The organism is Yoonia sp. (genome assembly GCF_042093035.1).
Taxonomy (GTDB): Bacteria; Pseudomonadota; Alphaproteobacteria; order Rhodobacterales; family Rhodobacteraceae; genus Yoonia.
Map to the genome: position 1 here is coordinate 1 of NZ_JBELFI010000004.1, position 23,485 is coordinate 23,485.

The 23,485-nt window shown below is 56.5% G+C and carries 22 protein-coding genes and 1 pseudogene; 17 read left to right on the top strand and 6 right to left on the bottom strand.

Annotated features, from left to right (window positions below; all coding sequences use genetic code 11):
• The 6 genes from rho to ACFDSS_RS01230 form a co-directional block, all read left to right on the top strand.
• Positions 1-532, top strand: a 532-nt coding sequence (gene rho, locus ACFDSS_RS01205; RefSeq protein ID WP_375253926.1) for a transcription termination factor Rho, incomplete at its 5' end; no start/stop codon positions are given.
• Between the two features lie 30 nt (positions 533-562).
• The gene (gene mnmE / locus ACFDSS_RS01210; RefSeq protein WP_375253927.1) at positions 563-1,843 is read left to right on the top strand and encodes a tRNA uridine-5-carboxymethylaminomethyl(34) synthesis GTPase MnmE; all 1,281 of its coding nucleotides are present in this window, start codon (positions 563-565) and stop codon (positions 1,841-1,843) included.
• 12 nt (positions 1,844-1,855) lie between these two features.
• Entirely contained in the window at positions 1,856-3,733 is a 1,878-nt protein-coding gene (gene mnmG, locus ACFDSS_RS01215) for a tRNA uridine-5-carboxymethylaminomethyl(34) synthesis enzyme MnmG (protein WP_375253928.1), read from the top strand.
• Entirely contained in the window at positions 3,730-4,350 is a 621-nt protein-coding gene (rsmG, locus tag ACFDSS_RS01220) for a 16S rRNA (guanine(527)-N(7))-methyltransferase RsmG (RefSeq protein WP_375253929.1), read from the top strand. Before mnmG ends, rsmG begins: the two co-directional genes overlap by 4 nt.
• Positions 4,351-4,360: 10 nt before the next feature.
• Positions 4,361-5,149, top strand: a complete 789-nt coding sequence (locus ACFDSS_RS01225; RefSeq protein WP_375253982.1) for a ParA family protein — start codon at positions 4,361-4,363, stop codon at positions 5,147-5,149.
• Positions 5,150-6,037: a ParB/RepB/Spo0J family partition protein gene (locus ACFDSS_RS01230; RefSeq protein WP_375253930.1), complete on the top strand. Its 888-nt coding sequence runs from the start codon at positions 5,150-5,152 to the stop codon at positions 6,035-6,037.
• Here ACFDSS_RS01230 and hemW read toward each other — a convergent pair.
• From hemW to rph, 3 genes are read right to left on the bottom strand one after another with little or no spacing between them, the layout of a single operon-like run.
• Positions 6,034-7,188, bottom strand: coding sequence for a radical SAM family heme chaperone HemW (gene hemW / locus ACFDSS_RS01235; RefSeq protein ID WP_375253931.1), 1,155 nt, complete (start codon positions 7,186-7,188; stop codon positions 6,034-6,036). The genes ACFDSS_RS01230 and hemW overlap by 4 nt on opposite strands.
• 1 nt (position 7,189) lies before the next feature.
• Positions 7,190-7,798 (bottom strand): RdgB/HAM1 family non-canonical purine NTP pyrophosphatase, encoded by a 609-nt coding sequence (gene rdgB, locus ACFDSS_RS01240; protein WP_375253932.1) that lies wholly within the window; start codon positions 7,796-7,798, stop codon positions 7,190-7,192.
• Entirely contained in the window at positions 7,798-8,505 is a 708-nt protein-coding gene (rph, locus tag ACFDSS_RS01245) for a ribonuclease PH (RefSeq protein WP_375253933.1), read from the bottom strand. Before rph ends, rdgB begins: the two co-directional genes overlap by 1 nt.
• 115 nt (positions 8,506-8,620) lie before the next feature.
• On the opposite strand from rph, the gene hrcA reads away from it, so the two are divergent.
• Together hrcA and ACFDSS_RS01255 are read left to right on the top strand one after the other, a co-directional pair.
• Positions 8,621-9,685 carry a heat-inducible transcriptional repressor HrcA gene (hrcA, locus tag ACFDSS_RS01250; protein WP_375253934.1) on the top strand — a complete coding sequence of 355 codons (1,065 nt, stop codon included), beginning with the start codon at positions 8,621-8,623 and terminating at the stop codon, positions 9,683-9,685.
• A gap of 10 nt (positions 9,686-9,695) precedes the next feature.
• Entirely contained in the window at positions 9,696-10,247 is a 552-nt protein-coding gene (locus ACFDSS_RS01255) for a nucleotide exchange factor GrpE (RefSeq protein ID WP_375253935.1), read from the top strand.
• Here the strand turns inward: ACFDSS_RS01255 and mutS are convergent.
• The gene (gene mutS / locus ACFDSS_RS01260; protein ID WP_375253936.1) at positions 10,244-12,886 is read right to left on the bottom strand and encodes a DNA mismatch repair protein MutS; all 2,643 of its coding nucleotides are present in this window, start codon (positions 12,884-12,886) and stop codon (positions 10,244-10,246) included. The genes ACFDSS_RS01255 and mutS overlap by 4 nt on opposite strands.
• Positions 12,887-13,010: 124 nt before the next feature.
• Between mutS and ACFDSS_RS01265 the strand changes: the two genes are divergently transcribed.
• Genes ACFDSS_RS01265 through ACFDSS_RS01280 form a run of 4 tightly spaced genes read left to right on the top strand, consistent with a single transcriptional unit; the run spans position 13,011 to position 17,754 of the window.
• Positions 13,011-15,266 (top strand): NADP-dependent malic enzyme, encoded by a 2,256-nt coding sequence (locus ACFDSS_RS01265; RefSeq protein ID WP_375253937.1) that lies wholly within the window; start codon positions 13,011-13,013, stop codon positions 15,264-15,266.
• Positions 15,266-16,132 (top strand): ribokinase, encoded by an 867-nt coding sequence (locus ACFDSS_RS01270; protein WP_375253938.1) that lies wholly within the window; start codon positions 15,266-15,268, stop codon positions 16,130-16,132. Before ACFDSS_RS01265 ends, ACFDSS_RS01270 begins: the two co-directional genes overlap by 1 nt.
• A gap of 27 nt (positions 16,133-16,159) precedes the next feature.
• A complete protein-coding gene (locus ACFDSS_RS01275; RefSeq protein WP_375253939.1) occupies positions 16,160-17,059 on the top strand; it encodes a D-amino acid aminotransferase in 900 nt (299 codons plus the stop codon).
• The gene (locus ACFDSS_RS01280) at positions 17,056-17,754 is read left to right on the top strand and encodes an HAD family hydrolase (RefSeq protein ID WP_375253940.1); all 699 of its coding nucleotides are present in this window, start codon (positions 17,056-17,058) and stop codon (positions 17,752-17,754) included. Before ACFDSS_RS01275 ends, ACFDSS_RS01280 begins: the two co-directional genes overlap by 4 nt.
• Here the strand turns inward: ACFDSS_RS01280 and ACFDSS_RS01285 are convergent.
• Together ACFDSS_RS01285 and ACFDSS_RS01290 are read right to left on the bottom strand one after the other, a co-directional pair.
• A complete protein-coding gene (locus ACFDSS_RS01285; RefSeq protein WP_375253941.1) occupies positions 17,751-18,965 on the bottom strand; it encodes an argininosuccinate synthase in 1,215 nt (404 codons plus the stop codon). The two genes, ACFDSS_RS01280 and ACFDSS_RS01285, sit on opposite strands and share 4 nt — an antisense overlap.
• Before the next feature lie 78 nt (positions 18,966-19,043).
• Positions 19,044-19,481, bottom strand: a complete 438-nt coding sequence (locus ACFDSS_RS01290) for an NUDIX hydrolase (RefSeq protein ID WP_375253942.1) — start codon at positions 19,479-19,481, stop codon at positions 19,044-19,046.
• A 77-nt stretch (positions 19,482-19,558) separates the two neighbouring features.
• On the opposite strand from ACFDSS_RS01290, the gene ACFDSS_RS01295 reads away from it, so the two are divergent.
• From ACFDSS_RS01295 to ACFDSS_RS01315, 5 genes and pseudogenes are all read left to right on the top strand, one after another.
• Complete coding sequence (locus tag ACFDSS_RS01295; RefSeq protein WP_375253943.1) at positions 19,559-20,551, top strand: Hsp33 family molecular chaperone HslO; 993 nt, start codon at positions 19,559-19,561, stop codon at positions 20,549-20,551.
• Positions 20,544-21,128 carry a CoA pyrophosphatase gene (locus ACFDSS_RS01300; protein ID WP_375253944.1) on the top strand — a complete coding sequence of 195 codons (585 nt, stop codon included), beginning with the start codon at positions 20,544-20,546 and terminating at the stop codon, positions 21,126-21,128. The genes ACFDSS_RS01295 and ACFDSS_RS01300 overlap by 8 nt, the downstream gene beginning before the upstream one ends.
• Positions 21,125-22,252, top strand: coding sequence for a CCA tRNA nucleotidyltransferase (locus ACFDSS_RS01305; protein WP_375253945.1), 1,128 nt, complete (start codon positions 21,125-21,127; stop codon positions 22,250-22,252). The genes ACFDSS_RS01300 and ACFDSS_RS01305 overlap by 4 nt, the downstream gene beginning before the upstream one ends.
• Positions 22,245-22,826, top strand: coding sequence for a LysE family translocator (locus ACFDSS_RS01310; RefSeq protein ID WP_375253946.1), 582 nt, complete (start codon positions 22,245-22,247; stop codon positions 22,824-22,826). The genes ACFDSS_RS01305 and ACFDSS_RS01310 overlap by 8 nt, the downstream gene beginning before the upstream one ends.
• A 46-nt stretch (positions 22,827-22,872) precedes the next feature.
• A pseudogene (locus ACFDSS_RS01315) lies at positions 22,873-23,485 on the top strand (multidrug ABC transporter ATP-binding protein); the annotation flags it as partial.

Below are 23,485 nucleotides of genomic sequence, written 5' to 3' on the forward strand. Positions count from 1 at the left end.
GTCGGAAATGGTGATTGAGAAAGCAAAGCGCCTGGTGGAGCACAAGCGGGATGTTGTGATCTTGCTGGATTCAATCACGCGACTGGGCCGTGCGTTCAACACCACTGTGCCGTCGTCTGGCAAGGTTCTGACCGGTGGTGTTGATGCGAACGCACTGCAACGCCCGAAGCGCTTCTTTGGTGCAGCACGGAACATTGAGGAAGGCGGGTCTTTGACCATCATCGCGACGGCGCTGATTGATACAGGGTCGCGCATGGATGAGGTTATCTTTGAGGAATTCAAGGGCACCGGCAACAGCGAGATTGTTCTGGACCGGAAGGTGGCCGACAAACGGGTCTTCCCGGCGATGGATATTCTTAAATCCGGTACGCGGAAAGAAGAGCTGTTGGTTGAGAAAGGCGATTTGGCGAAGACCTATGTGCTGCGCCGCATTTTGAACCCAATGGGGACAACCGATGCGATTGAGTTCCTGATTGGCAAACTGAAACAGACCAAGACAAATTCAGACTTCTTTGATTCAATGAACACGTAATTTATTGTTATAAAACAATAGGTTAAATATATGGATACCATATTTGCTCTGGCGACTGCGCAGGGTCGCGCGGGTGTTGCTGTTGTGCGGCTATCGGGGCCTGATGCCGTTGCGGCGACCAGCTTGCTGTGCCGCGATGTGCCGCAATCGCGTGGCTTGCGGCGGCTTTATGACGCGGATGGTGGGTTGTTGGATGAGGCGTTTGTCTTGCGATTTGATGCGGGCAAAAGCTTCACTGGCGAGCAGGTGGTTGAACTTCACCTGCATGGAAGCCCAGCGATTGTAAGCGCAGTTTTGCGGGTGCTGGGCGCGATGAACGTCTTGCGTCAGGCAGAGGCAGGAGAGTTTACAAGACGGGCTCTGGAGAACGGATGTCTTGATTTGGCAGAGGTTGAAGGCCTTGCTGACCTGATCGATGCGGAAACCGAGAGCCAGAGAAAGCAGGCATTGCGGGTGTTCTCTGGCGCGCTTGGGGCGTTGGCGGAAAGCTGGCGCAGGCAATTGATCCGGGCAGCCGCCTTGCTTGAGGCGACGATTGATTTTGCTGATGAGGAAGTGCCTGTCGATGTGAGCCCGGAGGTGAACGCACTGCTTGCCGGGGTAGCCGCAGAGATGCAGCGGGAGGCCGATGGTGTGCGCGCGGCTGAGCGGGTTCGCGACGGGTTCGAGGTGGCGATTATCGGTGCGCCGAACGTCGGGAAATCGACATTGCTGAACCGGTTCGCGGGTCGGGATGTAGCAATCACGTCAGAGGTTGCCGGAACAACCCGGGACGTGATCGAGGTGCATATGGACCTTGGGGGCTTGCCAGTGACGATGCTGGACACGGCGGGTCAGCGGGATACGGATGATGTAGTCGAAGGCCTTGGCGTCGCGCGGGCGCAAGAAAGAGCGGCGCGCGCGGATTTGCGGGTGCATCTTGTGCTGGATAGGGCGGATGGGCCAGTAGATTCAGGCCCTGATGATATGGTCGTGCTTGGCAAGGCGGATCTGCTTGGTGAAGACGGCCTTTACGTTTCCGGTAGGACGGGTGCAGGCGTTGATCGCTTGATTGCTGAGATAACAGAGCGCTTGAACACGAAAGTTGGCAGTATCGGCGTCGCAATGCGTGAACGCCACCGAACAGCGATGGTCCGCGCAATTGAGTTTTTAGCTGACGCGCAAGCGGCGATGGAGGATGATCCTGGGATGACGGACCTTATTGCAGAAGATTTGAGATCAGCCATTCGCGCGGTGGATAGTATCGTCGGGCGTGTTGATGTAGAACAAGTTTTGGACGAGATCTTTTCAAGTTTTTGCATCGGTAAGTAAGGAGTGTTTCACGTGAAACATTGCGACTACGACGTCATTGTTATTGGTGGTGGGCACGCCGGCGCAGAGGCCGCCCATGCTGCGGCCCGGATGGGAGTGCGCACGGCCTTGATAACGTTGACGAAATCGTCAATTGGCGTGATGTCTTGTAACCCTGCGATTGGCGGGCTTGGCAAGGGTCACCTGGTGCGTGAGATCGATGCGCTTGATGGTGTGATGGCGCGGGTTGCCGACAAGGCCGGCATTCAGTTCAGACTACTGAACCGAAAGAAAGGCCCAGCTGTGCAAGGCCCCCGGGCGCAATCCGACCGGGCAATTTATCGTCGGGAAATGCAGGCAGAGCTGGCTTTGCTTGAAAATCTGCAGATCATTGAGGGCGAAGCGGTCGATCTGAGCATGTCCGGCAATCGTGTGACTGGTGTTATTCTGCGCGATGGCGTCAGCATTTCGGCGCAAACCGTGATTTTGACAACCGGTACATTCCTGCGCGGGGTCATTCATATTGGCGATGTGTCACGTCCGGGTGGGCGTATGGGCGATGATCCGTCCGTGAAGATGGCCGAACGGCTGGATAGCTTTGACCTGCCACTTGGGCGGCTGAAGACTGGTACACCGCCACGTCTGGACGGGCGGACGATTGCCTGGGACAAGCTGGAAGCCCAACCAAGCGACGCTGATCCGGTTATGTTTTCATTTATGTCAAAAGGCGTGTTTGCCCCGCAAATAGACTGCGGCATCACCCACACGAATGAGCAAACCCATGATATTATTCGCGAAAACCTGAATCGTTCTGCGATGTACGGGGGGTATATTGACGGTGTTGGCCCGCGTTACTGCCCCTCAATCGAAGACAAGATTGTCAGGTTCGCCGACAAGTCATCGCATCAGATATTTCTTGAACCGGAGGGGGTAAACGACGACACCGTCTATCCGAACGGCATTTCAACATCGCTGCCCGAAGATGTGCAGGAGAGCTACGTTCATTCAATCTATGGGCTTGAAAATGCTCACATATTACAGCCCGGGTATGCGATTGAATATGACTACGTAGATCCAAGAGCGCTGCGGGCAACCCTAGAGCTTCGCAGCGTTCCGGGCCTTTACCTTGCCGGGCAAATCAATGGCACAACTGGCTATGAAGAGGCTGCGGCACAGGGTTTGGTTGCCGGATTGAATGCGGCAGCGTTCGCCAAGTCCGAAGATCAGATCGTTTTCAGCCGTCGCGAATCCTATATTGGCGTGATGATTGATGATCTTATCACGCGCGGCGTATCGGAGCCGTATCGCATGTTCACATCGCGGGCAGAGTTCCGCCTGTCGCTGCGTGCTGACAACGCGGACCAGCGCCTGACGGCCAAAGGCCGCGCATATGGATCCGTGAAGGATGAGAGATGGGCGCAGTTTAGCGCGAAAATGGAGCAGATAGAGGCAGCAAAAGCCGCGCTGAGCGAAAAAACGCTCTCAGCGCGCGAAATTGCACAGACCGGCGCTAAATTGAACCCCGACGGGCCGCGGCGGACCGCACTTGAGGCGCTGGCGCTTTCTGATTTTGGCTTTGAACAGCTTGTTGCGGCAGGCGGCGATACGTCCGGTATTGCCGCTGAAGTGCAGGATCAGATAAAGAAAGACGCGCTATATGCACATTATATCGCGCGGCAGCACAAAGACATTGCGGCCATGGAGCGGGATGAAAAGCATATTATCCCCAACGACTTAGATTACACGACGATCAAGGGGCTTTCGAATGAAATTGCCACAAAACTGCACGCAACGCGGCCTGAAACGGTCGCCCACGCAGGGCGGATAGAAGGAATGACCCCAGCCGCACTGATGCTTATCATCGGGGCAACGAAGCGCGCCCTGCAAAAAGCCACCGGAACCGGAACATGAACCAATCGGTGGGCGGGGTAGATGTTTCACGTGAAACAATTGCGCGGCTTGAATTATATTCGCAGCTTGTCACGAAATGGACACCAAAGATCAACCTTATCGCCAGATCCTCGATAACAGAGATTTGGAACCGCCATATCATCGATTCGGCCCAGCTTTACCGCTTTGCGCCAGATTCTTATGGAAAGTGGGTCGATTTGGGCAGCGGCGCCGGGTTCCCTGGCATTGTGATGGCAATTATCGCCATCGAAAAGCAGCCAGGCGCTGAATTTGTCCTGATTGAAAGCGATCAGCGAAAGGCTACATTTCTGCGAACCGCGGCCAGAGAGATTGGTCTAAAGGTCAGTGTCCTTGCGGACCGCATAGAAAACTTACCCCAGCAAACAGCAGATATAGTGTCGGCGCGTGCGTTAACATCACTATCTGGGTTGTTGGCGCTTTCAGAGCGGCACATCGCGCGTGACGGCGTTTGCCTGTTTCACAAGGGAAAACAGGCGGAACAAGAACTTGCCGAAGCACGGGCGGGGTGGCGGTTTGCGCTTGAAGATCACGCCAGTTTGACTGATCCTGAGGCACGGCTTCTGGCCATTCAAAGGATAGAAAAACGTGGCAAGTAGCTCCGATATGATGACAACGATCATTGCAATCGCGAACCAAAAAGGCGGTGTCGGCAAAACCACGACAACGATCAACCTGGGCGCTGCATTGGCCGAAAACGACAAGAAAGTGCTGCTGATTGATCTGGATCCCCAAGGAAACGCATCAACCGGGCTTGGCGTGGATCATGACAAGCGGGATGTCACGACATATGACCTGTTGTCCGGGGAATCCTCTCTTCGGGACGCAATTCAGGACACTACGGTTGCGGGGCTTCACATTGTCCCCGCGACAACCGATCTGAGTTCGGCCGATCTGGAGCTGATCGACAATGCGAAAAGAAGCTATCTGCTGTCTGAAACGCTTCGAAATGTTGACGCCAGCACGCTCGGATATGACTACATATTGATCGACTGCCCGCCATCTCTCAATATATTGACAGTGAATGCGATGGTCGCGGCGCACTCCATCATCGTTCCACTTCAAAGCGAATTCTTTGCGCTTGAAGGTCTGTCGCAACTTATCCTTACGGTTCGTGATGTCCGCCAAACTGCCAACCCCACGCTTCGGATCGAGGGCATCGCACTGACGATGTATGATAAGCGCAATAATCTTTCCTTGCAGGTTGAAGAGGATGCGCGCGAGAATATGGGCGAAATGGTGTTTGAAACTGTCATCCCACGCAACGTCCGCCTAAGTGAGGCCCCGTCGTTCGCGGTGCCGGTTCTGACCTACGATTCGAATTCAAAAGGCAGCATTGCATATCGGGCGCTTGCGCAGGAAGTCATTGAACGTACTACAAAAAAGAAGGCCGCATAAATGACCCAAACACCAAAAAAATCCCGCGGTCTGGGGCGCGGCCTGTCCGCATTGATGTCGGATGTTGCGGCGGATAGCGCCGGGCAATCACAACCAATGCGCCCCGACCAGGTCGTTCCAATAGAGCAGGTTCAGCCAAACCCGGACCAGCCCAGGCGTACATTTGGCCAGGACGCTCTGTCGGAGCTTGCCGCATCGATTGAAGAAAAAGGGATTATTCAACCCTTGATCGTCCGCCGCACACCTGGCGCCGACCACCAGTATCAAATTGTCGCCGGAGAGCGCCGCTGGCGCGCCGCACAGATTGCAAAGCTCCATGATGTGCCGGTGCTGGTACGTGACTACGACGACACCGAAGTCCTTGAAATTGCAATTATCGAGAACATCCAGCGTGCAGACCTCAACCCCATCGACGAAGCTGCCGGCTACAAGCAGTTGATGGATCGATTTGGCCACACACAAGATAAGCTGTCGCAAGCGCTCGGCAAAAGCCGCAGCCACATTGCCAATCTCATGCGCCTCCTGACGCTGCCACAGGAAGTACAAGACTATCTCACCGGTGGTCAACTTTCCGCCGGCCACGCCCGCGCTTTGGTTGGCCACGACCAAGCCGTTCGGTTGGCCCGCGAAATTATCCAGCGCAACCTCTCTGTTCGCGAGACAGAGAAGCTGGCCAAGAAGGGCCCAGCGATCAAAAGGCGTAGTGTACCCGGTGCGCCAGTGCCAAAAGATGCGGACACTGTTCAGCTTGAAAACGAACTTTCCGCATCGCTGGGCATGAAGGTGACAATCGATCATCCAACAGGGTCAGAGGCCGGAAAAGTTGTCATTGGCTACAGGTCGCTCGATCAACTGGACGACCTGTTGCGTGCCCTCTCTGGCGGTTAGCCTTCCAATAATTTCCGCAATATCGCGTTCAAGATCGGGCGCCCTTCATCGGTTGCCCTCAACTGACGGCCGTCAAACGCGACAACGCCAATATCACATAAATCATTGATTTTATTAATATAGGGGATGCTCAGCAGCTTGGGAAAACGATCCAGGCTCACGCCATCTACAAGCCGCAACCCCATCAACAGAAACTCAGCCATCTGATCTTCATCACGCAGTGCCATCCGCCCCGCCTCACCATTGCCAGTCCGTGAAACCTGCGCCAGCCACCGCATCGGCGCCAGCGGCGTCTCGGTCGCAAAGCGCTGCCCGTCAAGTGTCAGCCGCCCATGGGCACCGGGGCCAATCCCGGCGTAATCGCCGTATTGCCAATAGATCTTGTTGTGAATGCTTTCAGACCCCGGCCATGCATGATTGGAGACCTCATATCCCAATAAGCCAGCATCCCCGCAGACCTGCTGGGTCACCGCATACATATCCGCGGCTCCATCATCGTCGGGCAACCCACGAAGCTTCCCTGCTGTATAACGGTCCCCAAAAGCGGTGCCTCCCTCGATGGTTAACTGGTAGAGCGACAGATGATCGATCGCCATAGACAAGGCCTGCTTCAATTCGGCCTGCCATGCTTCAACGCTCTGTTCTTGCCGCGCATAAATGAGATCAAAGCTCACACGATCAAAGGTATTTCTTGCAATATCAAAGGCTTGCAATGCCTCCGCCGTTGAATGCAGGCGCCCCAATGCCTTTAAATCAGCGTCATTCAAGGCCTGAATCCCCATCGACACGCGGTTCACCCCCGCATCGTGATAGCCCCTGAACCGCCCCGCCTCAACGGACGTTGGATTGGCCTCCAGCGTAATTTCAACATCATTCGCCAACGGCCAAGTTGCCCGAACCTTTGAAATCACAGCATCTACAACATCGGGGTCCATCAGGCTCGGGGTGCCACCACCGAAAAAGACGGACCTCAATACACGACCGGAGGTTTCCGCGCCAATCCGTTCAATTTCACTCAAATAGGCATTTTCCCACGCTTTTTGGTCAACATGCGCGACAACATGGGAATTAAAATCGCAATAGGGGCACTTCGCCTGACAAAACGGCCAATGGATATAGAGGCCAAAGCCTCCATGCTCCCAATCTTCCACCCTAGGCAAAACAACCCTTAATGAGCTTTGCGAAAGCGTCCGCGCGGTGGCTGATCCTGTTCTTTTCCCAACGATCCATTTCCCCAAACGTCAGGTCATAGCCGTCCGGTTGAAAGATCGGGTCATATCCGTGCCCCTGTTCGCCACGCATCGGCCAAACAATTTGGCCGGGCATCACGCCCGGAAATACGTTGTCGTGCCCGTCCGGCCAGGCCAGAACAAGCGTACAACAGAAGCGGGCACTGCGTGGAAACGGCGCAGAAACAGTCTCTAACGCGGCCCAACTCCGCTCCATCGCCATCTTGAAGTCACGGCCGTTGGGCGTTTCTGCCCAATCTGCCGTATGAACACCCGGCGCACCATCCAGCGCGTCAATTTCGATCCCGCTGTCATCGGACAAAGCCGGAAGCCCTGTCGCCTTTGCCGCCGCATGTGCCTTGATCCGCGCGTTACCGACAAAGGTGCTTTCGGTCTCCTCCGGCTCTGGCAGGCCGTGGTCCGCGTTTGACGTCAAAGACACCCCATAAGGCCGCAGAAGATCTCTGATCTCCTCTAGCTTCCCCTGGTTATGGGTCGCAATGACCAGCTCTTTGCCGTCAAAGCGCCGCATCAGCGCACCGCCGCTATTTGCGCGGCTGTCAGTTCAGCCACGCCTTTCTCGGCCAGATCCAACAATGCGTCCATTTGCCCGCGCGAGTATGTCGCGCCTTCCGCGGACATTTGTACCTCGATCAATTTACCGCCCGTCATCACGAAGTTGCCGTCAACGCCAGCTTCGCTGTCCTCGGGGTAATCCAGATCCAGCACTTCCTGCCCGGCATAGACCCCACAGGAAATCGCAGCGACCGGATCAATCAGCGGATCACTTATCACATCACCAGCTTTCATCAGTTTCTGCACGGCCAGCTTGAGCGCGACCCAACCACCGGTAATCGCAGCACACCGCGTCCCGCCATCGGCTTGGATAACATCGCAATCCACCACAATCTGCCGCTCACCCAGCGCCACACGGTCAACACCTGCCCGCAATGATCGCCCGATCAGGCGCTGAATTTCCTGCGTGCGTCCCGATTGCCCGTTCTTGGCCTCACGGCGCATCCGTGTATTTGTTGCGCGTGGCAGCATCCCATACTCTGCCGTGACCCAACCCAAACCAGAGTTTTTCAAGAATGGCGGCACACGTTCATCAATGCTTGCGGTACACAGCACATGCGTATTTCCACATTTAATCAGGCAGGAGCCCTCCGCATGCATGGTCACGCCAGTCTCGATTGAGATTTCGCGCATTTCGTTCGTCTGTCGGCCGGATGGACGCATTTGGACACTCCCTTTGGTTGCACCTCACCGATACGCTGCCCACATATGAAATCCAACCCCGATTGACGCCCCCTGAGGTTTCGTTTTAATTGCCTCGCCTTAAACTGGGAAACCCATGTCAGACCAATCGCCCAATATTGCCGAAATGAACGACCGCTCGCGCGAGGTTTTTCGCCGCGTGGTCGAAGGTTATTTGGAAAGTGGAACGCCTGTTGGCTCCCGGACGCTGACCCGGGAATTTTCCGAAAAGGTCAGTGCCGCGACAATCCGAAATGTGATGCAAGACCTTGAATTTCTGGGTGTATTAGGCAGCCCCCACACCAGCGCGGGACGTATTCCAACGCAGCTGGGGCTGCGCATGTTTGTTGATGGGTTGCTCGAGGTTGGCGATCTGGATGGCCAAGACCGCGAGAAAATCGACCGCACGCTTACCACAAATGACCAAGACGTGACATCTGTGTTGGATCAGGTTGGGCAGGCGCTCTCTGGTGTGACGCATGGGGCGAGCCTTGTCCTAACGCCCAAACATGAGGCACCGATCAAGCATATTGAATTTGTATCGCTGTCGGCGGACCGCGCTTTGGTCGTGCTTGTCTTTGGTGATGGCCATGTTGAAAACCGCGTTTTCACCCCGCCAGTCGGCCAAACGCCGTCTTCGATGCGCGAGGCTGCGAATTTTCTGAATGCAATCGCCACCGGACACACATTGTCAGAACTCAGCAGTGTCATCTCCAGAGAGATCGTGGCCCGCCGGCAAGAAATTGATATTCTCGCAGCGGAGCTTGTGAAAGACGGCATCGCCCTTTGGGAAAACGAAGGCGAAGCAACAGAGCGTTTGATCGTTCGCGGCCGCGGTAACCTGCTGGGCGACAGCGAAAACGAAGACGATCTTGCAAGGATTCGCACGCTCTTTGATGACCTTGAACGCAAGCGCGACATCGCACAATTCCTCGATTTGGCCGAGGAAGGTGACGGCGTGCGCATTTTTATTGGTTCAGAGAACAAATTGTTCTCACTTTCGGGTTCATCTCTGGTTGTTTCCCCTTATATGAACGCCGACCGCAAGATTATTGGCGCGGTGGGCGTGATCGGCCCGACGCGTCTGAATTATGGGCGCATCGTCCCGATTGTAAATTACACTGCACAGCTTGTCGGCAAGATGATTGCCGACCGCTCCTGAAGGAAAAATGATGTCTGACAAAGACGAAGAACTGCAAAGCCTTGATGAACTTGCCGCAGAGGGTGATGAGCCTGACTTTGACGCCGCGGCGCAAACCCTGGATGAGATCGAAGAGATCAAGGCAGAACGGGACGATTACCGCGACAGATTCATGCGCGCCTTGGCTGATGCGGAAAACACACGCAAGCGGGCCGAGCGTGACCGCCGTGAGGCTGAAAACTACGGCGGCTCAAAGCTTGCCCGCGATATGCTGCCGGTCTACGACAACTTGCGTCGCGCGTTGCAGTCCGTTGAAGAAAGCGGCAAGAAAGTGAACGCGGCCTTGCTCGAAGGTGTTGAGCTGACGATGCGCGAGCTTATCAGCGTGTTCAAAAAGCATGGAATCGACCCTATTACACCTGAAGTTGGTGATAAATTCGATCCGCAACTGCATCAGGCGATGTTTGAGGCGCCCGTTCCAGGCACAAAGGCAGGTGAGATTATTCAGGTCGCCGCCGAAGGTTTCATGCTGCACGACCGCCTATTGCGCCCCGCGCAGGTCGGCGTGTCTTCGATGACCTAACTGTCGTCCTGCTGCGTCATCTCTCGCAGCTCGTAAATCAGCGCGAGGGCGTCTTTCGGGGTGAGCTCATCCGGCAAGATGCCCTTTAGACGCGCTTCCACTTCTGATGGCTTGGTTTTCATCCGCGCAGGTGTCGGTGTTGCGGAGAAGAGCGGTAAATCGTCAATCACGGCTTTGCGCGACCCGCCCCCTTCGCGCTCTCCCTTCTCCAAAGCGTCCAAAACCACTTTCGCCCGGTCCACGACGACCTGCGGCAGGCCGGCCAATCGCGCGACCTGCACGCCGTAGCTGCGATCTGCGGTGCCGCGTTTGACTTCATGCAGGAAAATCACATCGCCTTCCCACTCTTTGACAGTGACGGTCGCGTTTTCCACGCCGTCCAGCTTGGCGGAAAGGGCTGACATCTCGTGATAATGCGTCGCGAAAAGGGCGCGGCATCTATTGATGTCGTGCAGGTGTTCCAATGTGGCCCAGGCGATCGACAGGCCGTCATAGGTCGCTGTTCCACGCCCGATTTCATCCAAGATTACCAGCGCCCGATCATCGGCCTGATTAAGGATAGCTGCCGTTTCAACCATCTCCACCATGAAGGTCGATCTGCCACGCGCCAGATCATCCGACGCACCCACACGGCTGAAGATTTGGCTGACAATGCCAATTTCGGCCTTGGTTGCTGGCACAAAACTTCCCATCTGGGCCAATATCGCAAGCAGTGCGTTCTGCCGCAGAAATGTTGATTTACCCGCCATATTTGGACCGGTGAGCAACCAGATAGAGGCCTCCGTCAGCGCACAGTCATTGGCGATGAACGGCGCGCCATCCTTTTGAAGCGCCGCCTCAACGACAGGGTGGCGCCCACCGGAAATTTCAAACGCACGGCTATCGGTCACTTTGGGGCGCACCCAGCTTTCTGCCGCTGCCAAATGCGCAAGCCCTGCCGTCAGATCAATTTCAGACAGTGCGCGCGCAAGCGCCCCCAAAGGGCGGGCTTCGGCCAAAATTGATTGCGTTAGGCTGGAATAGAGCCTCTTTTCGATCTCAAGCGCACGTCCGCCCGCATTCAAAATGCGCGTTTCAATCTCTGATAGCTCCACCGTCGTGAAGCGCACTTGATTGGCAGTTGTCTGGCGGTGAATGAAGACCTCATTCAGCGGCGCGGCCAGCATCTTTTCAGCGTGCGTTGCCGTGGTTTCGATAAAATACCCAAGCACATTGTTATGTTTGATCTTGAGTGAACTAATCCCTGACTTTTGGATGTAGTCCGCCTGCATTTCTGCAATCACAGACCGCCCTTCATCACGCAGTTTGCGCGCCTCATCTAATTCCGCATCATAGTCGGGCGCGATAAACCCACCATCACGTGACAAAAGCGGCGGTTCGGCAACCAACGCTTCATCCAGCAGCGCCAACAGGTCGTCATAACCTGTTAAATCCCGCGCGTCTTTGCCCAGAACCTCTGGCAAATCATTCGGCAAGCCCCCTGAAAGTGCGATTGCCTGCCCCAAGGTGTTGCGAATAGCCGCCATATCGCGCGGACCACCCCGATCGAGTGCGAGGCGGGACAAGGCACGGTCGAGGTCATGCACACCACGCAACGTATCGCGGATATCAGCGGTAAGGCGGTTGTTTTCGTGCAAAAAACTGACCGCATCCTGTCGCTTCACAATGACATCAACGCTGCATGACGGTGACGCCAGCCGCATTTCGAGCAATCGCGCGCCCCCTGCGGTGACGGTTCTATCAATGCAATGCAGAAGAGAGCCTTGCCTGCCGCCGTTTACACCGTGGGTCAGCTCAAGCGATTTCCGGGTCGCCGCATCGATTTGCATTGCCGCTGTTTGCCCTTCAAGTACGGGCGGGCGTAAAAGCGGCAAGTTTCCGCGCTGGGTGATATCCAGATATTCCGCCACAGCAGACATCACGGCGACTTCGGCCCGTGAAAACTCACCAAACGCATCAAGAGCGCTGACTTTATAGAGCTTGCACAGCCGCTTGTCGCCCGCCGTGCTATCAAAGGCTGAAGCGCCCAAGGTCGTGAGTGCTGCACCAGAATCAGACACTATTCCAGCCCAACTCGCCTCTGACCCATCGACGACGATCACTTCGCGTGGCGTCAATCGCGCCAGTTCCGGCCCAAGCTGCGCGCCCTTACACGGCATAACGTGAAACGCACCGGTCGAGATATCGACCCATGCCAGCGCACCTTCGTCCCGCACGACGTGATAGGCCGCAAGAAAGTTGTGACGCCGGGCATCAAGCAAAGAATCCTCGGTCAAAGTGCCGGGTGTGACCAGCCTGACGACTTCACGCTTCACGATGGATTTGTAACCGCGCTTCTTCGCCTCCGCCGGGCTTTCCATCTGTTCACAAACCGCGACGCGAAACCCTTTGCGGATCAGCGTCAGGAAATACCCTTCGGCGGCGTGATGCGGGACACCGCACATCGGGATGTCGTCCCCATCGTGCTTGCCGCGCTTTGTCAGCGCAATATCCAGCGCTTCCGCCGCGGCAACCGCGTCGTCAAAGAACATCTCATAGAAATCGCCCATCCGATAGAAAAGCAGGGCATCAGGATGATCCGCTTTAATCTCAAGATACTGCGCCATCATTGGCGTGACGGTGTTTTTGCTACTGCTCATGCATCCCCCCAAGGACATCCTGCGCACATTAACAGCCCATGTTAGCGACGAAACCCCGAAATGAACCCGTTGCGGGCAGTAGCCAGAGACGGCTATGTCTTGGTGATTGAATTGGGGGGACCACATGCCGAAGAATAAACTCACCCGTGAGGACGCGCTGCAATTCCATATGCAGCCCAGCCCCGGTAAATGGGAGATTCAAGCGACCGTCCCGATGACAACGCAGCGCGACCTGTCGCTGGCCTATTCCCCCGGTGTCGCGATCCCCTGCGAAGAAATCGCCGCCGATCCTGCGACGGCCTATGATTATACAAACAAGGGCAATCTGGTTGCGGTGATTTCGAACGGGACCGCAGTGCTTGGCCTTGGCAACCTTGGTGCGCTGGGCAGCAAGCCTGTGATGGAGGGCAAATCGGTCCTTTTCAAAAGGTTTGCGGATGTGAACTCGATCGATCTGGAGCTGGACACAGAAGACCCCGATGAATTCATCAAGGCCGTCAGGCTGCTTGGCCCCACATTCGGCGGTATCAACCTTGAGGACATCAAAGCGCCTGAGTGCTTCATCATTGAGCAAACTCTCAAAGAGCAGATGGATATCCCCGTTTTCCACGACGATCAGCACGGCACCGCCGTCATTTGTGCCGCCGGTTTGCTGAATGCGCTGCATCTGTCCGGCAAGAAGATCGAAGAGGTGAAGATCGTTTTGAACGGCGCTGGCGCAGCCGGCATTGCCTGCCTTGAATTGCTCAAGGCGATGGGCGCAAAGCATGACAATTGCATCATGGCGGATACCAAGGGCGTTATCTACCAAGGTCGCACCGAGGGCATGAACCAGTGGAAATCTGCCCACGCTGCAAACACCAAGGCACGTACCCTTGCTGATGCAATGAAAGGCTGTGACGTGTTTTTGGGGGTCAGCGCAAAGGGCGCGGTGACGCAGGAAATGGTCTCTAACATGGCCGATAACCCGGTTATTTTCGCCATGGCCAACCCTGACCCGGAGATCACGCCAGAGGACGCACATGCCGTACGTGAAGATGCAATCGTCGCGACAGGCCGCAGTGATTATCCAAATCAGGTGAACAATGTCCTTGGTTTTCCTTACTTGTTCCGCGGTGCGCTTGATATTCATGCGCGCGCAATTAACGATGAGATGAAGATCGCCTGTGCCGAAGCGCTCGCCGCACTTGCCCGTGAAGACGTTCCAGATGAAGTGGCGATGGCTTATGGCAAAAAGCTGACTTTTGGCCGTGACTACATCATCCCAACGCCGTTTGATCCCCGCCTGATCCATCGGATCCCGACGGCAGTTGCCCAGGCAGGTATGAGAACCGGCGTCGCACGCAGGCCGATAGTGGATATGGATGCCTATGAGCTTTCGCTCAAATCCCGGATGGACCCGACGCAATCCATTCTGCGCAGCCTCAACGCGCGGGCCCGTGCCAATCAGTCAACCGTTATCTTCGCAGAGGGGGATGATCCGCGCGTTTTGCGTGCCGCGGTCATGTATCAGCGGTCTGGCATGGGCAAGGCACTTGTTGTTGGCCGTGATGATGACGTGAAGGAAAAGCTGACAGCCGAAGGGATGCCCGAAGCATTTGAAGAACTCGAAATCGTGAATGCCGCGACGACGCAGCATTTGGAAACCTATAAGGCGTTCCTTTATGAACGCCTGCAACGCAAAGGTTTTGACGCGCAGGACGTGCACCGGCTTGCCGCGCGTGACCGGCATGTGTTTGCCGCGCTCATGTTGGCACATGGCCACGCAGACGGAATGGTGACAGGTGCGACCCGGAAATCCGCGCATATCCTGGAACTCATCAACTATGTCTTTGATGCCCAGCCGCATGATGGTGCCGTCGGGGTGACCGCAGTGCTTCACAAGGGCCGGATCGTGCTGATCTCTGACACTTTGGTGCATGAATGGCCGGATGAGAACGACCTTGCCGATATTGCCGAACGTGGCGCCTTTGTTGCGCGTGAATTGGGGCTTGAGCCGCGGGCCGCGTTTTTGTCGTTCTCGACATTCGGGTATCCGGTGTCGGAGCGTGCTGAAAAGATGCACAAGGCGGCAAAGGTTCTGGATGCACGGAAGGCGGATTTCGAATATGAAGGCGAAATGACCGTCGATGTGGCGTTGAACGCCAAAGCGCAGGATAACTACCCGTTCCAGCGACTGACTGGTCCGGCAAATGTGCTGGTTGTGCCTGCGCGACATTCTGCATCGATATCGGTGAAGTTGATGCAGGAAATGGCTGGCGCGACGGTGATCGGCCCGATCCTGTCGGGTATCGGCAAGCCAGTGCAAATCTGTTCAACCGTATCGACCGTCAATGACATACTGAATATGGCCGTGATCGCAGCATGTAAGGTGGACTGATGGCAATCTGGAACCTCGGCTCGATCAATGCGGATATCGTCTATCGTGTGCCGCATATTCCGGCGCCTGGGGAAACATTGTCATCCACAAGCCGCCAGACATTTCTGGGCGGGAAGGGGGCGAATATGTCCGTTGCAGCCGCCCGCGCCGCAGCGCATGTGCATCACATCGGTGCGGTTGGTGCTGATGGGCGCTGGGCGACCGAAAGGCTTCTCGAATATGGTGTCGATACAAGTTATATCGCTGAATTAGACACTGAAACGGCCCAGGCGATCATCATGGTAGCCGACGATGGGGAGAACGCAATTGTGCTGCATCCCGGTGCCAATGCAGAAATTCCGCAAGCCACTTTGCAGGCCGCGATGGCGGAGGCAAGCACAGGTGATTGGCTGGTCACCCAGAATGAGACAAACCTGCAACGCACTGCCGCGCAGTTGGGCAAAAGGCTTGGCCTGCAAGTGGCCTACGCTGCCGCCCCTTTTGATGCGGAGCGTGTTCAAGCGGTTCTGCCATATCTCGATTTTCTGATCCTGAACGCGGTTGAAGCCGAACAATTGCAAGACGCGACGGGTACGGCACCCCGTGATCTTCCGGTGCGCGATGTGATCGTCACTTTGGGGGCAGACGGTGCTGATTGGCATGGCGCGAACGGAAAGGCGCATTTCCCTGCAATGAAGGTTGTCCCGGTCGATACGACGGGCGCAGGGGATACGTTCACCGGCTATGTTTTGGCAGGGCTTGATCGGGGAATGCCCATGGCGCAGGCGATCGCGCTAGCCACCAAGGCGGGCGCGCTGATGGTCACCCGCCACGGTACGGCGGATGTTATCCCAGATTTTTCAGAGGTACAGGCGTTTCAGAGCTGACCCGCGTCCGGTTAAGGGAGAATGAACATGACAGACGTGACCACCCATCAGGCTGAAGATGACGCGCGCAATGAAGAAATCCTGATCTACGTTGATGGCCGGATTGTGCCGAAAGCCCAAGCCATGGTCAGCGTTTATGACAGCGGTTTCATGCTTGGCGATGGCGTCTGGGAAGGCCTGCGTCTCTATGACGGGAAATGGGCGTTTCTGGATGAGCATATCGACCGGCTATTTGAGGCCGCAAAAGCGATTGATCTCGACATCGGGATGGGCCGAAAAGGGGTCATTTCCGCCTTGTTAGAGACGCAGAATGCGAATGAAATGACCACAGACGCCCATGCGCGACTGATGGTCACGCGCGGGATCAAGACCCGGCCATTCCAACACCCCGGCCTGTCCCGATCCGGCCCGACATTCGTGATAATCATGGAGCATTCGCAACCAAAGATCCCCCGTCCGATTACCTTGGCGACGGTGCCGCATCAGCGCGGCCTACCCATGACCCAAGACCCCAAGCTGAACAGCCATTCGAAGCTGAATTGCATCCTTGCCTGCATCGCCGCACAGAAGGCGGGCGCGGATGAGGCGCTGATGCTGGATGTGCATGGGTTCGTGAATACGACCAACGCCTGTAACTTCTTTATCGTGAAAAACGGCGCTGTTTGGACCTCAACCGGGGATTACTGCATGAATGGAATCACCCGTCAGAAGGTCATCGACCTGTGCCGCGCCAACGACATACCGGTGTTTGAGCGGAATTATTCGCTCGTCGACACCTATTCCGCCGATGAGGCGTTTTTGACGGGAACATTTGGCGCGCAAACGCCTGTGAGCACGATTGACGGACGGGCAATCGGCAGCGGAGAGCCTGGCCCGGTCACGACCCGCCTCCGCCAGCTTTATAAAGACCTGGTCGGCCGCGCATGAGGATCGCGATGTGGTCAGGGCCGCGTAATCTTTCGACGGCGATGATGTACGCCTTCGGGAACCGGCCTGATTTCGCGGTTTGGGATGAACCTTTCTATGCGCCCTATCTGAAGGCAACCGGTGCAGACCACCCCATGCGCGACCAGATCATCGCAGCGCATGAAACCGACCCAGTCAAAGTTGCTGACCGGTGTTTAGACACTATTCCAGCTCAAAAGCCGCATTTCTACATGAAGCACATGCCACATCACATGATTGACGGCTTCGCCTTTGGCTGGGCTAGGGACTGCGTCAACATTCATCTTATCCGCCATCCCGCGCGTGTGATCGCCAGCTATGGTGTGAAACGTGAAGCGATGACACAGGAGGACATAGGCTTTGCCCAACAGACAGCCGTGTATGAGAAAGTCGGCGGTCTGGTGATCGACAGTTCGGATATTCGGGCTGACCCGGAGCGCATGCTGCGCAAGCTTTGTGCCGCGATTGACTTGCCGTTTGACCCCGAAATGCTTCGTTGGAAGGCGGGGCCGCATCCCAATGACGGGATATGGGCGGGGCATTGGTATAACGCGGTGCATCAAAGCACTGGGTTTGCGGGCGCAGAGGGGCCTTTGCCCGTTTTGGACCCCGCCCAAGAAAAAATGCGGCACCTCGCGATGCCGCATTATGAAAAACTCGCGAGATTGAAACTTTAGAGCCGACGGTTCCGCGCCGCCAACAGTTTCAACCGCAGAGCGTTCAACTGGATGAATCCTTGCGCATCGGTCTGGTCATAGGCGCCCGCGTCCTCCTCAAACGTCACATGCGATTCGGAATAGAGCGAATGATCCGACCAACGCGCCACCGTGTTCACTGAACCCTTATAAAGTTTCACGCGCACGGTTCCGGAGACATGCTCCTGGCTCTTGTCGATCAATGCTTGCAGCATTTCCCGCTCCGGCGAGAACCAGAAACCGTTGTAGATCAGCTCTGCGTATTTCGGCATGACGCTGTCTTTCAGGTGGCCCGCTCCGCTGTCCAGCGTGATCTGCTCAATCCCGCGGTGTGCTTCGAGCAACACAGTCCCGCCGGGTGTTTCGTAGACGCCACGCGATTTCATGCCGACAAAGCGGTTTTCAACCAGATCAAGCCGCCCAACACCGTGCTTGCCGCCGAGTTCATTCAGCTTCGTCAGGATGGTTGCGGGCGACATCGCCTGACCATTGATGGCGACCGCGTCACCTTTTTCAAAGGTAATTTCGACCATTTCAGGCGCGTCAGGTGCATCTTCGGGCGCGACCGTGCGTTGATAGACGTATTCCGGCGCTTCCTGTGCGGGGTCTTCCAGCACCTTGCCTTCGGACGATGTGTGCAGCAGGTTCGCATCCACACTGAACGGCGCGTCGCCGCGTTTGTCTTTGGCAACGGGGATCTGGTGCTTTTCAGCAAACTCGATCAGCTTGGTCCGGCTGGACAAATCCCACTCACGCCAAGGCGCGATGACTTTGATCTCCGGGTTCAGCGCATAGGCGGCCAATTCAAACCGCACCTGATCGTTGCCTTTGCCGGTCGCACCGTGGGACATAGCATCGGCGCCTTCAGCGGCGGCGATCTCAACCAGACGCTTGGAGATCAGCGGACGTGCGATGGATGTTCCGAGCAGGTAAAGCCCCTCATAAAGCGCATTGGCGCGGAACATCGGAAACACGAAGTCGCGGACAAATTCTTCACGCAGGTCTTCGATGTAGATCGCAGCGGCGCCCATCATCTCGGCCTTCTTGCGGGCAGGCTCCAGCTCTTCGCCCTGACCGAGGTCAGCGGTGAATGTCACGACTTCACAGCCATATTCGGTCTGCAACCACTTGAGAATGATCGAGGTATCAAGGCCACCAGAATAGGCCAGAACAACTTTTTTCGGAGCGGTCATAAGAATGCGCCTTTGCGTCAATGTATCTGGAATGGCGCGATAGCGGGTTTTGGAAACAGGGGCAAGGATTGCAGGGTGCTAAAGGCAGCACGCGCTGACAAAATCCGCATCCCCGTCATTGTACAGCTCCCCAATCGCGTCCTCAGGCGTCAGCCAAAGCGGAATGTGCCCCGGCTCTGATGGGGGCCCATGCGGTCGGATCGGCCTTGCCAGATAGATATGGCACAGCTTTTCGGCCCACATGTCATATTCCGGCATGAACACGAACCGTCGAAAGGTGCCCAATTTGCGCGGCTGTCCAATCCGCCAGCCGGTTTCCTCGAAGACCTCACGATGCAGCGCCTGCGCAGGGTTCTCGCCCGGATCAATGCCACCGCCGGGTAGTTGGATTTCATAATGCGGGTCACCTTGATAGGTCAGCAGCAGCTTTCCGTTCAACGGCAGCACCGCATAAACACCGGGCCTTGTCTTGTACCGCTGCCCGCCGACTGGTGTGTCGCCATACCGTCTAATCATAGCTTGCCCCCTTGGACCTAGGCTTGCTCCACCTATATAGGCGCGGTATGCCATCCCTGAACTTGTTAGGAAAGACCATGAGCCTCGGCACCCAAATCGCCTGGGACGACACCGTCCTGCCGTTTCAACTTGACGCCTCTGATATTCGCGGACGGGTGGCCCGTCTTGATGGCGTGTTGGAACAGGTTCTCAAGCAGCATAATTACCCGCCAATGATCGAAGGTCTGGTGGCAGAGATGGCATTGCTGACCGCGCTCATCGGGCAGACCGTGAAACTGCGCTGGAAGCTGTCGTTGCAAGTGCGCGGCTCTGGCCCGGCGCGATTGATTGCGACAGATTACTACGGGCCAACCGATGATGGGCAGCCTGCGCGCATCCGTGCCTATGCGTCCTATGACGCGGAAACGCTTGATGAAATGGCGGATCCGTTTAGTCAGATTGGCAATGGTTACTTCGCCATTCTCATTGACCAAGGCGAAGGCATGGCCCCTTATCAGGGCATTACGCCGATCGCCGGCGGATCGCTGTCTGCTTGCGCAGAAACCTATTTCGCGCAGTCAGAACAGTTGCCGACGCGCTTTTCGCTGTCCTACGGGCAATCGCAAATGCCGGGTGAAGGCGCCCGCTGGCGCGCTGGCGGTATCATGCTCCAGCATATGCCGAAGGCGTCACCGTCCGTCACTGGTGAAGGCGGGTCCGGCGAAGAGGGTTTGCTTGATGCAAGGGATATTCTTGATGCGGATGAAGGTGAGAACTGGAATCGCGCCAACGTCCTGTTGGATACAGTCGATGACCTTGAGTTGATCGGTCCAACCACTGCCCCGACCGACCTTTTGGTGCGTCTCTATCACGAAGAGCAGCCGCGCGTGTATGACGCGCAGCCGATCAAATTTGGCTGTAGCTGTTCGGAAGGCAAAGTGCGCCAAAGCCTGTCGATCTATTCGGCCAAGGACATCGCAACGATGACCACCGCAGAAGGCACAGTGACTGCGGACTGCCAATTTTGCGGGTCTCACTACATCTTCGCGCCCGACACGCTTGGGTTTGAGGCAAAGGATGCCAGTGCCTGACCTGCGCAAAAGACTTGAGGACGCATTGGCCGTAACTGGCGATGCGTCCTCTGACTTTGATCTGAACGCAGATGTCAAAATCCCCGATATCAAACTGACCCCCGCGGCGGTTCTTATTGGTATTCGCGCTGAAACAGAGACTGTTATCCTCACGAAACGCTCTGCGCGGCTAAAGCATCATCCGGGGCAGATTGCCTTTCCGGGCGGCAAGCAAGACCCCACGGATGCGACGCTGATTGAGGCTGCATTGCGCGAAGCGCGCGAAGAGATTGGCCTGCCGTCTGGCATCGTCGACGTTGTTGGCGCGCTGCCGCCACACCAAACGGTCACAGGATATCAAGTCACCCCCGTGCTTGGTGTGATTGAGGGATCATTCGATACCGTTGCCGAGTTTGGCGAAGTCAGTGAGGTGTTTGAGACGCCACTAGCGCATTTGCTGAAGCCCGACATGTACCGTGTTGAGGGCCGCCGCTGGCAGGGTCGCAAACGGCTTTATTATACGGTGCCTTTCGGCCCGTATTATATCTGGGGTGCGACGGCGCGGATATTGCGCGGCCTGGCTGCGCGTATGCCATGACGAAAATCACCGCCCCTTGGTTAAAGCGCGATGCCGCACAGCGGGTTTGTCGTTTGTTGGTGGATGCGGGTTATCAGGCTTGGTTTGTCGGCGGGTGCGTGCGCAATGAGCTGCTGGGCGCGCCGGTGTCTGACCTGGATTTGACAACGGATGCCTTGCCGCAGGATGTCATGGCGCTGGCCCAAGCGGCTGCGATCAGGGCGGTCCCCACGGGGATTGACCACGGAACAGTCACTTTGGTTTTGGAGGGCATTCCGTTCGAGATCACGACATTCCGGCATGATGTGGCCACCGACGGCAGGCGCGCCACCGTCGCTTTTGCCGACAACATGACAGACGACGCGCGCAGGCGTGATTTCACGATGAATGCGCTTTATGCGGCACCCGACGGTGAAGTCGCTGATCCATTGGGCGGGCAGGCAGACCTGATCGCCCGTCGCGTGCGCTTTATCGAAGACGCCGATCAGCGCATCAAAGAGGACTACCTGCGCATCCTGCGGTTTTTCCGGTTTTATGCATGGTACGGCGATCAGGCTGAGGGGCCGGACCGTGATGGCCTCGCGGCTTGTGCTGAGAATATCGCCGGGCTGCAAGGCCTGTCGGCCGAACGGATCACGGCAGAGATGGTGAAACTGCTCAGCGCCCCTGATCCTGCTCCGGCGGTTGCATCAATGGCGTCTATTGGGGCATTGGCGCAGGTCTTGTCCGGTGCAAACGCTGCGGTTTTGCCTGTGTTGGTGCATCTTGAAGACGTGACAAAGACGCCACCTGACCCAATGCGCCGCTTGGCAGTGATCGGCGGCGATACGGGTTCGCACCTGCGCTTATCAAATCAACAGTCTCGCCGGTTGGCGCAAATGACGAATGGCGCAGCGCCGGCAACCACCGGCTATCGCCACGGATATGAGGCAGGGCGCGATGCCGCCCTGGTACAATCTGCGTCGCTTGGTCAAGCGCCTGACCTGGATGCCATCGCGCATGCGTCGGACCAGGTTTTCCCGCTGAAAGCAGCGGATCTGATGCCAGCTTTATCTGGTGCAGCCCTTGGCCAAGCCCTAAAGCAGGCAGAGGCGCGCTGGATCGCGTCCGGTTTCACCTTGACTAAGGCTGATTTGCTTGACTGAATTCCTGCCGCTCATTGGTTTTGTGTTCTTCGGTTTGTTTTCTCCGGGGCCGAATGTGATTTTAATTACGGCGTCCGGCGCACGATTCGGGTTTCAGCGCACGATCCCCCATATCATCGGCGTCGCGCTGGGCGTTGGGATCATTGCGGCTGTGACGGGTATCGGGGTCGGGGCTTTGATTGCGGCGCAGCCCGCGTTGGCGATTGTACTGAAGATTATTGCAAGCCTTTGGATCCTTTGGATGGCCTATAATCTGTGGCGCGCGGACCCGGCGAAATCCAAGGACACCGACAGGCCGTTCACTTTGATCGAAGCCGTGCTTTTCCAATGGGTGAACCCGAAAGTCTGGGCGGTTGCCCTCAGTGCCACCGCCTATGTGGCAACGCGCGCACCGGCTGAGCAGGCGGTGACTTTGGCGGCGGCGTTTTCAGGCATCAACCTTGGCGTTTGCACCTTTTGGGCGATTGCGGGAACCTTGCTGTCATATCTGCTCACAAACCCGACGGCCTGGCGCATTTTCATGCGTGTGATGGCGCTGGGCCTCGTCGGTTTTTCCGTGCTGCTTTTTCTTTAGTCCAAGCGCGGGTATATCAGAGATCGAACACCATAAAGGCAGACCCATGTTTCGGTTTTTCGAAGGTCTTGTCGATCCTTATGCGACATACAAGGACAACGACACGCCGCCCAAGCGGCTCTTTCCGTTTCTGCTGGCCTATGCGGAGCCGTTCAAAAAGGTGTTCTGGTTCACTGGCCTGACCTCCGTCGTGATTGCTGTGGTTGAGATCTGGCTGCTGGCATATCTGGGGCGGTTGGTCGATATCTTGTCGCAATCCACCCCGTCAGAGGTGTGGGCGCAAAGTGGCGCGGAGTTTATCGTTGTTGCTATCCTGATCCTGACGATCCGCCCGGTGATCCATGTTGTGCAGATCCTGTTGCTGAACAATTCAATTTTGCCAAATATCGGGACGCTGGTGCGATGGCGCGCGCATCGGCATGTGTTACGCCAGTCGGTCGGCTGGTTTGAAGATGATTTTGCCGGGCGTATTGCTAACAGGATCATGCAAACGCCGCCCGCTGCCGGGGCTGTGGTTTTTCAACTCTTTGATGCGATTACCTTCGCTGTTGCCTATGTCATCGCGGCGGCTGTCTTGCTGGGGCAGGCTGATATGCAGCTCGTCATCCCGATGATGATGTGGCTGATCCCTTACATCTTCCTGCTACGGTGGGTATTGA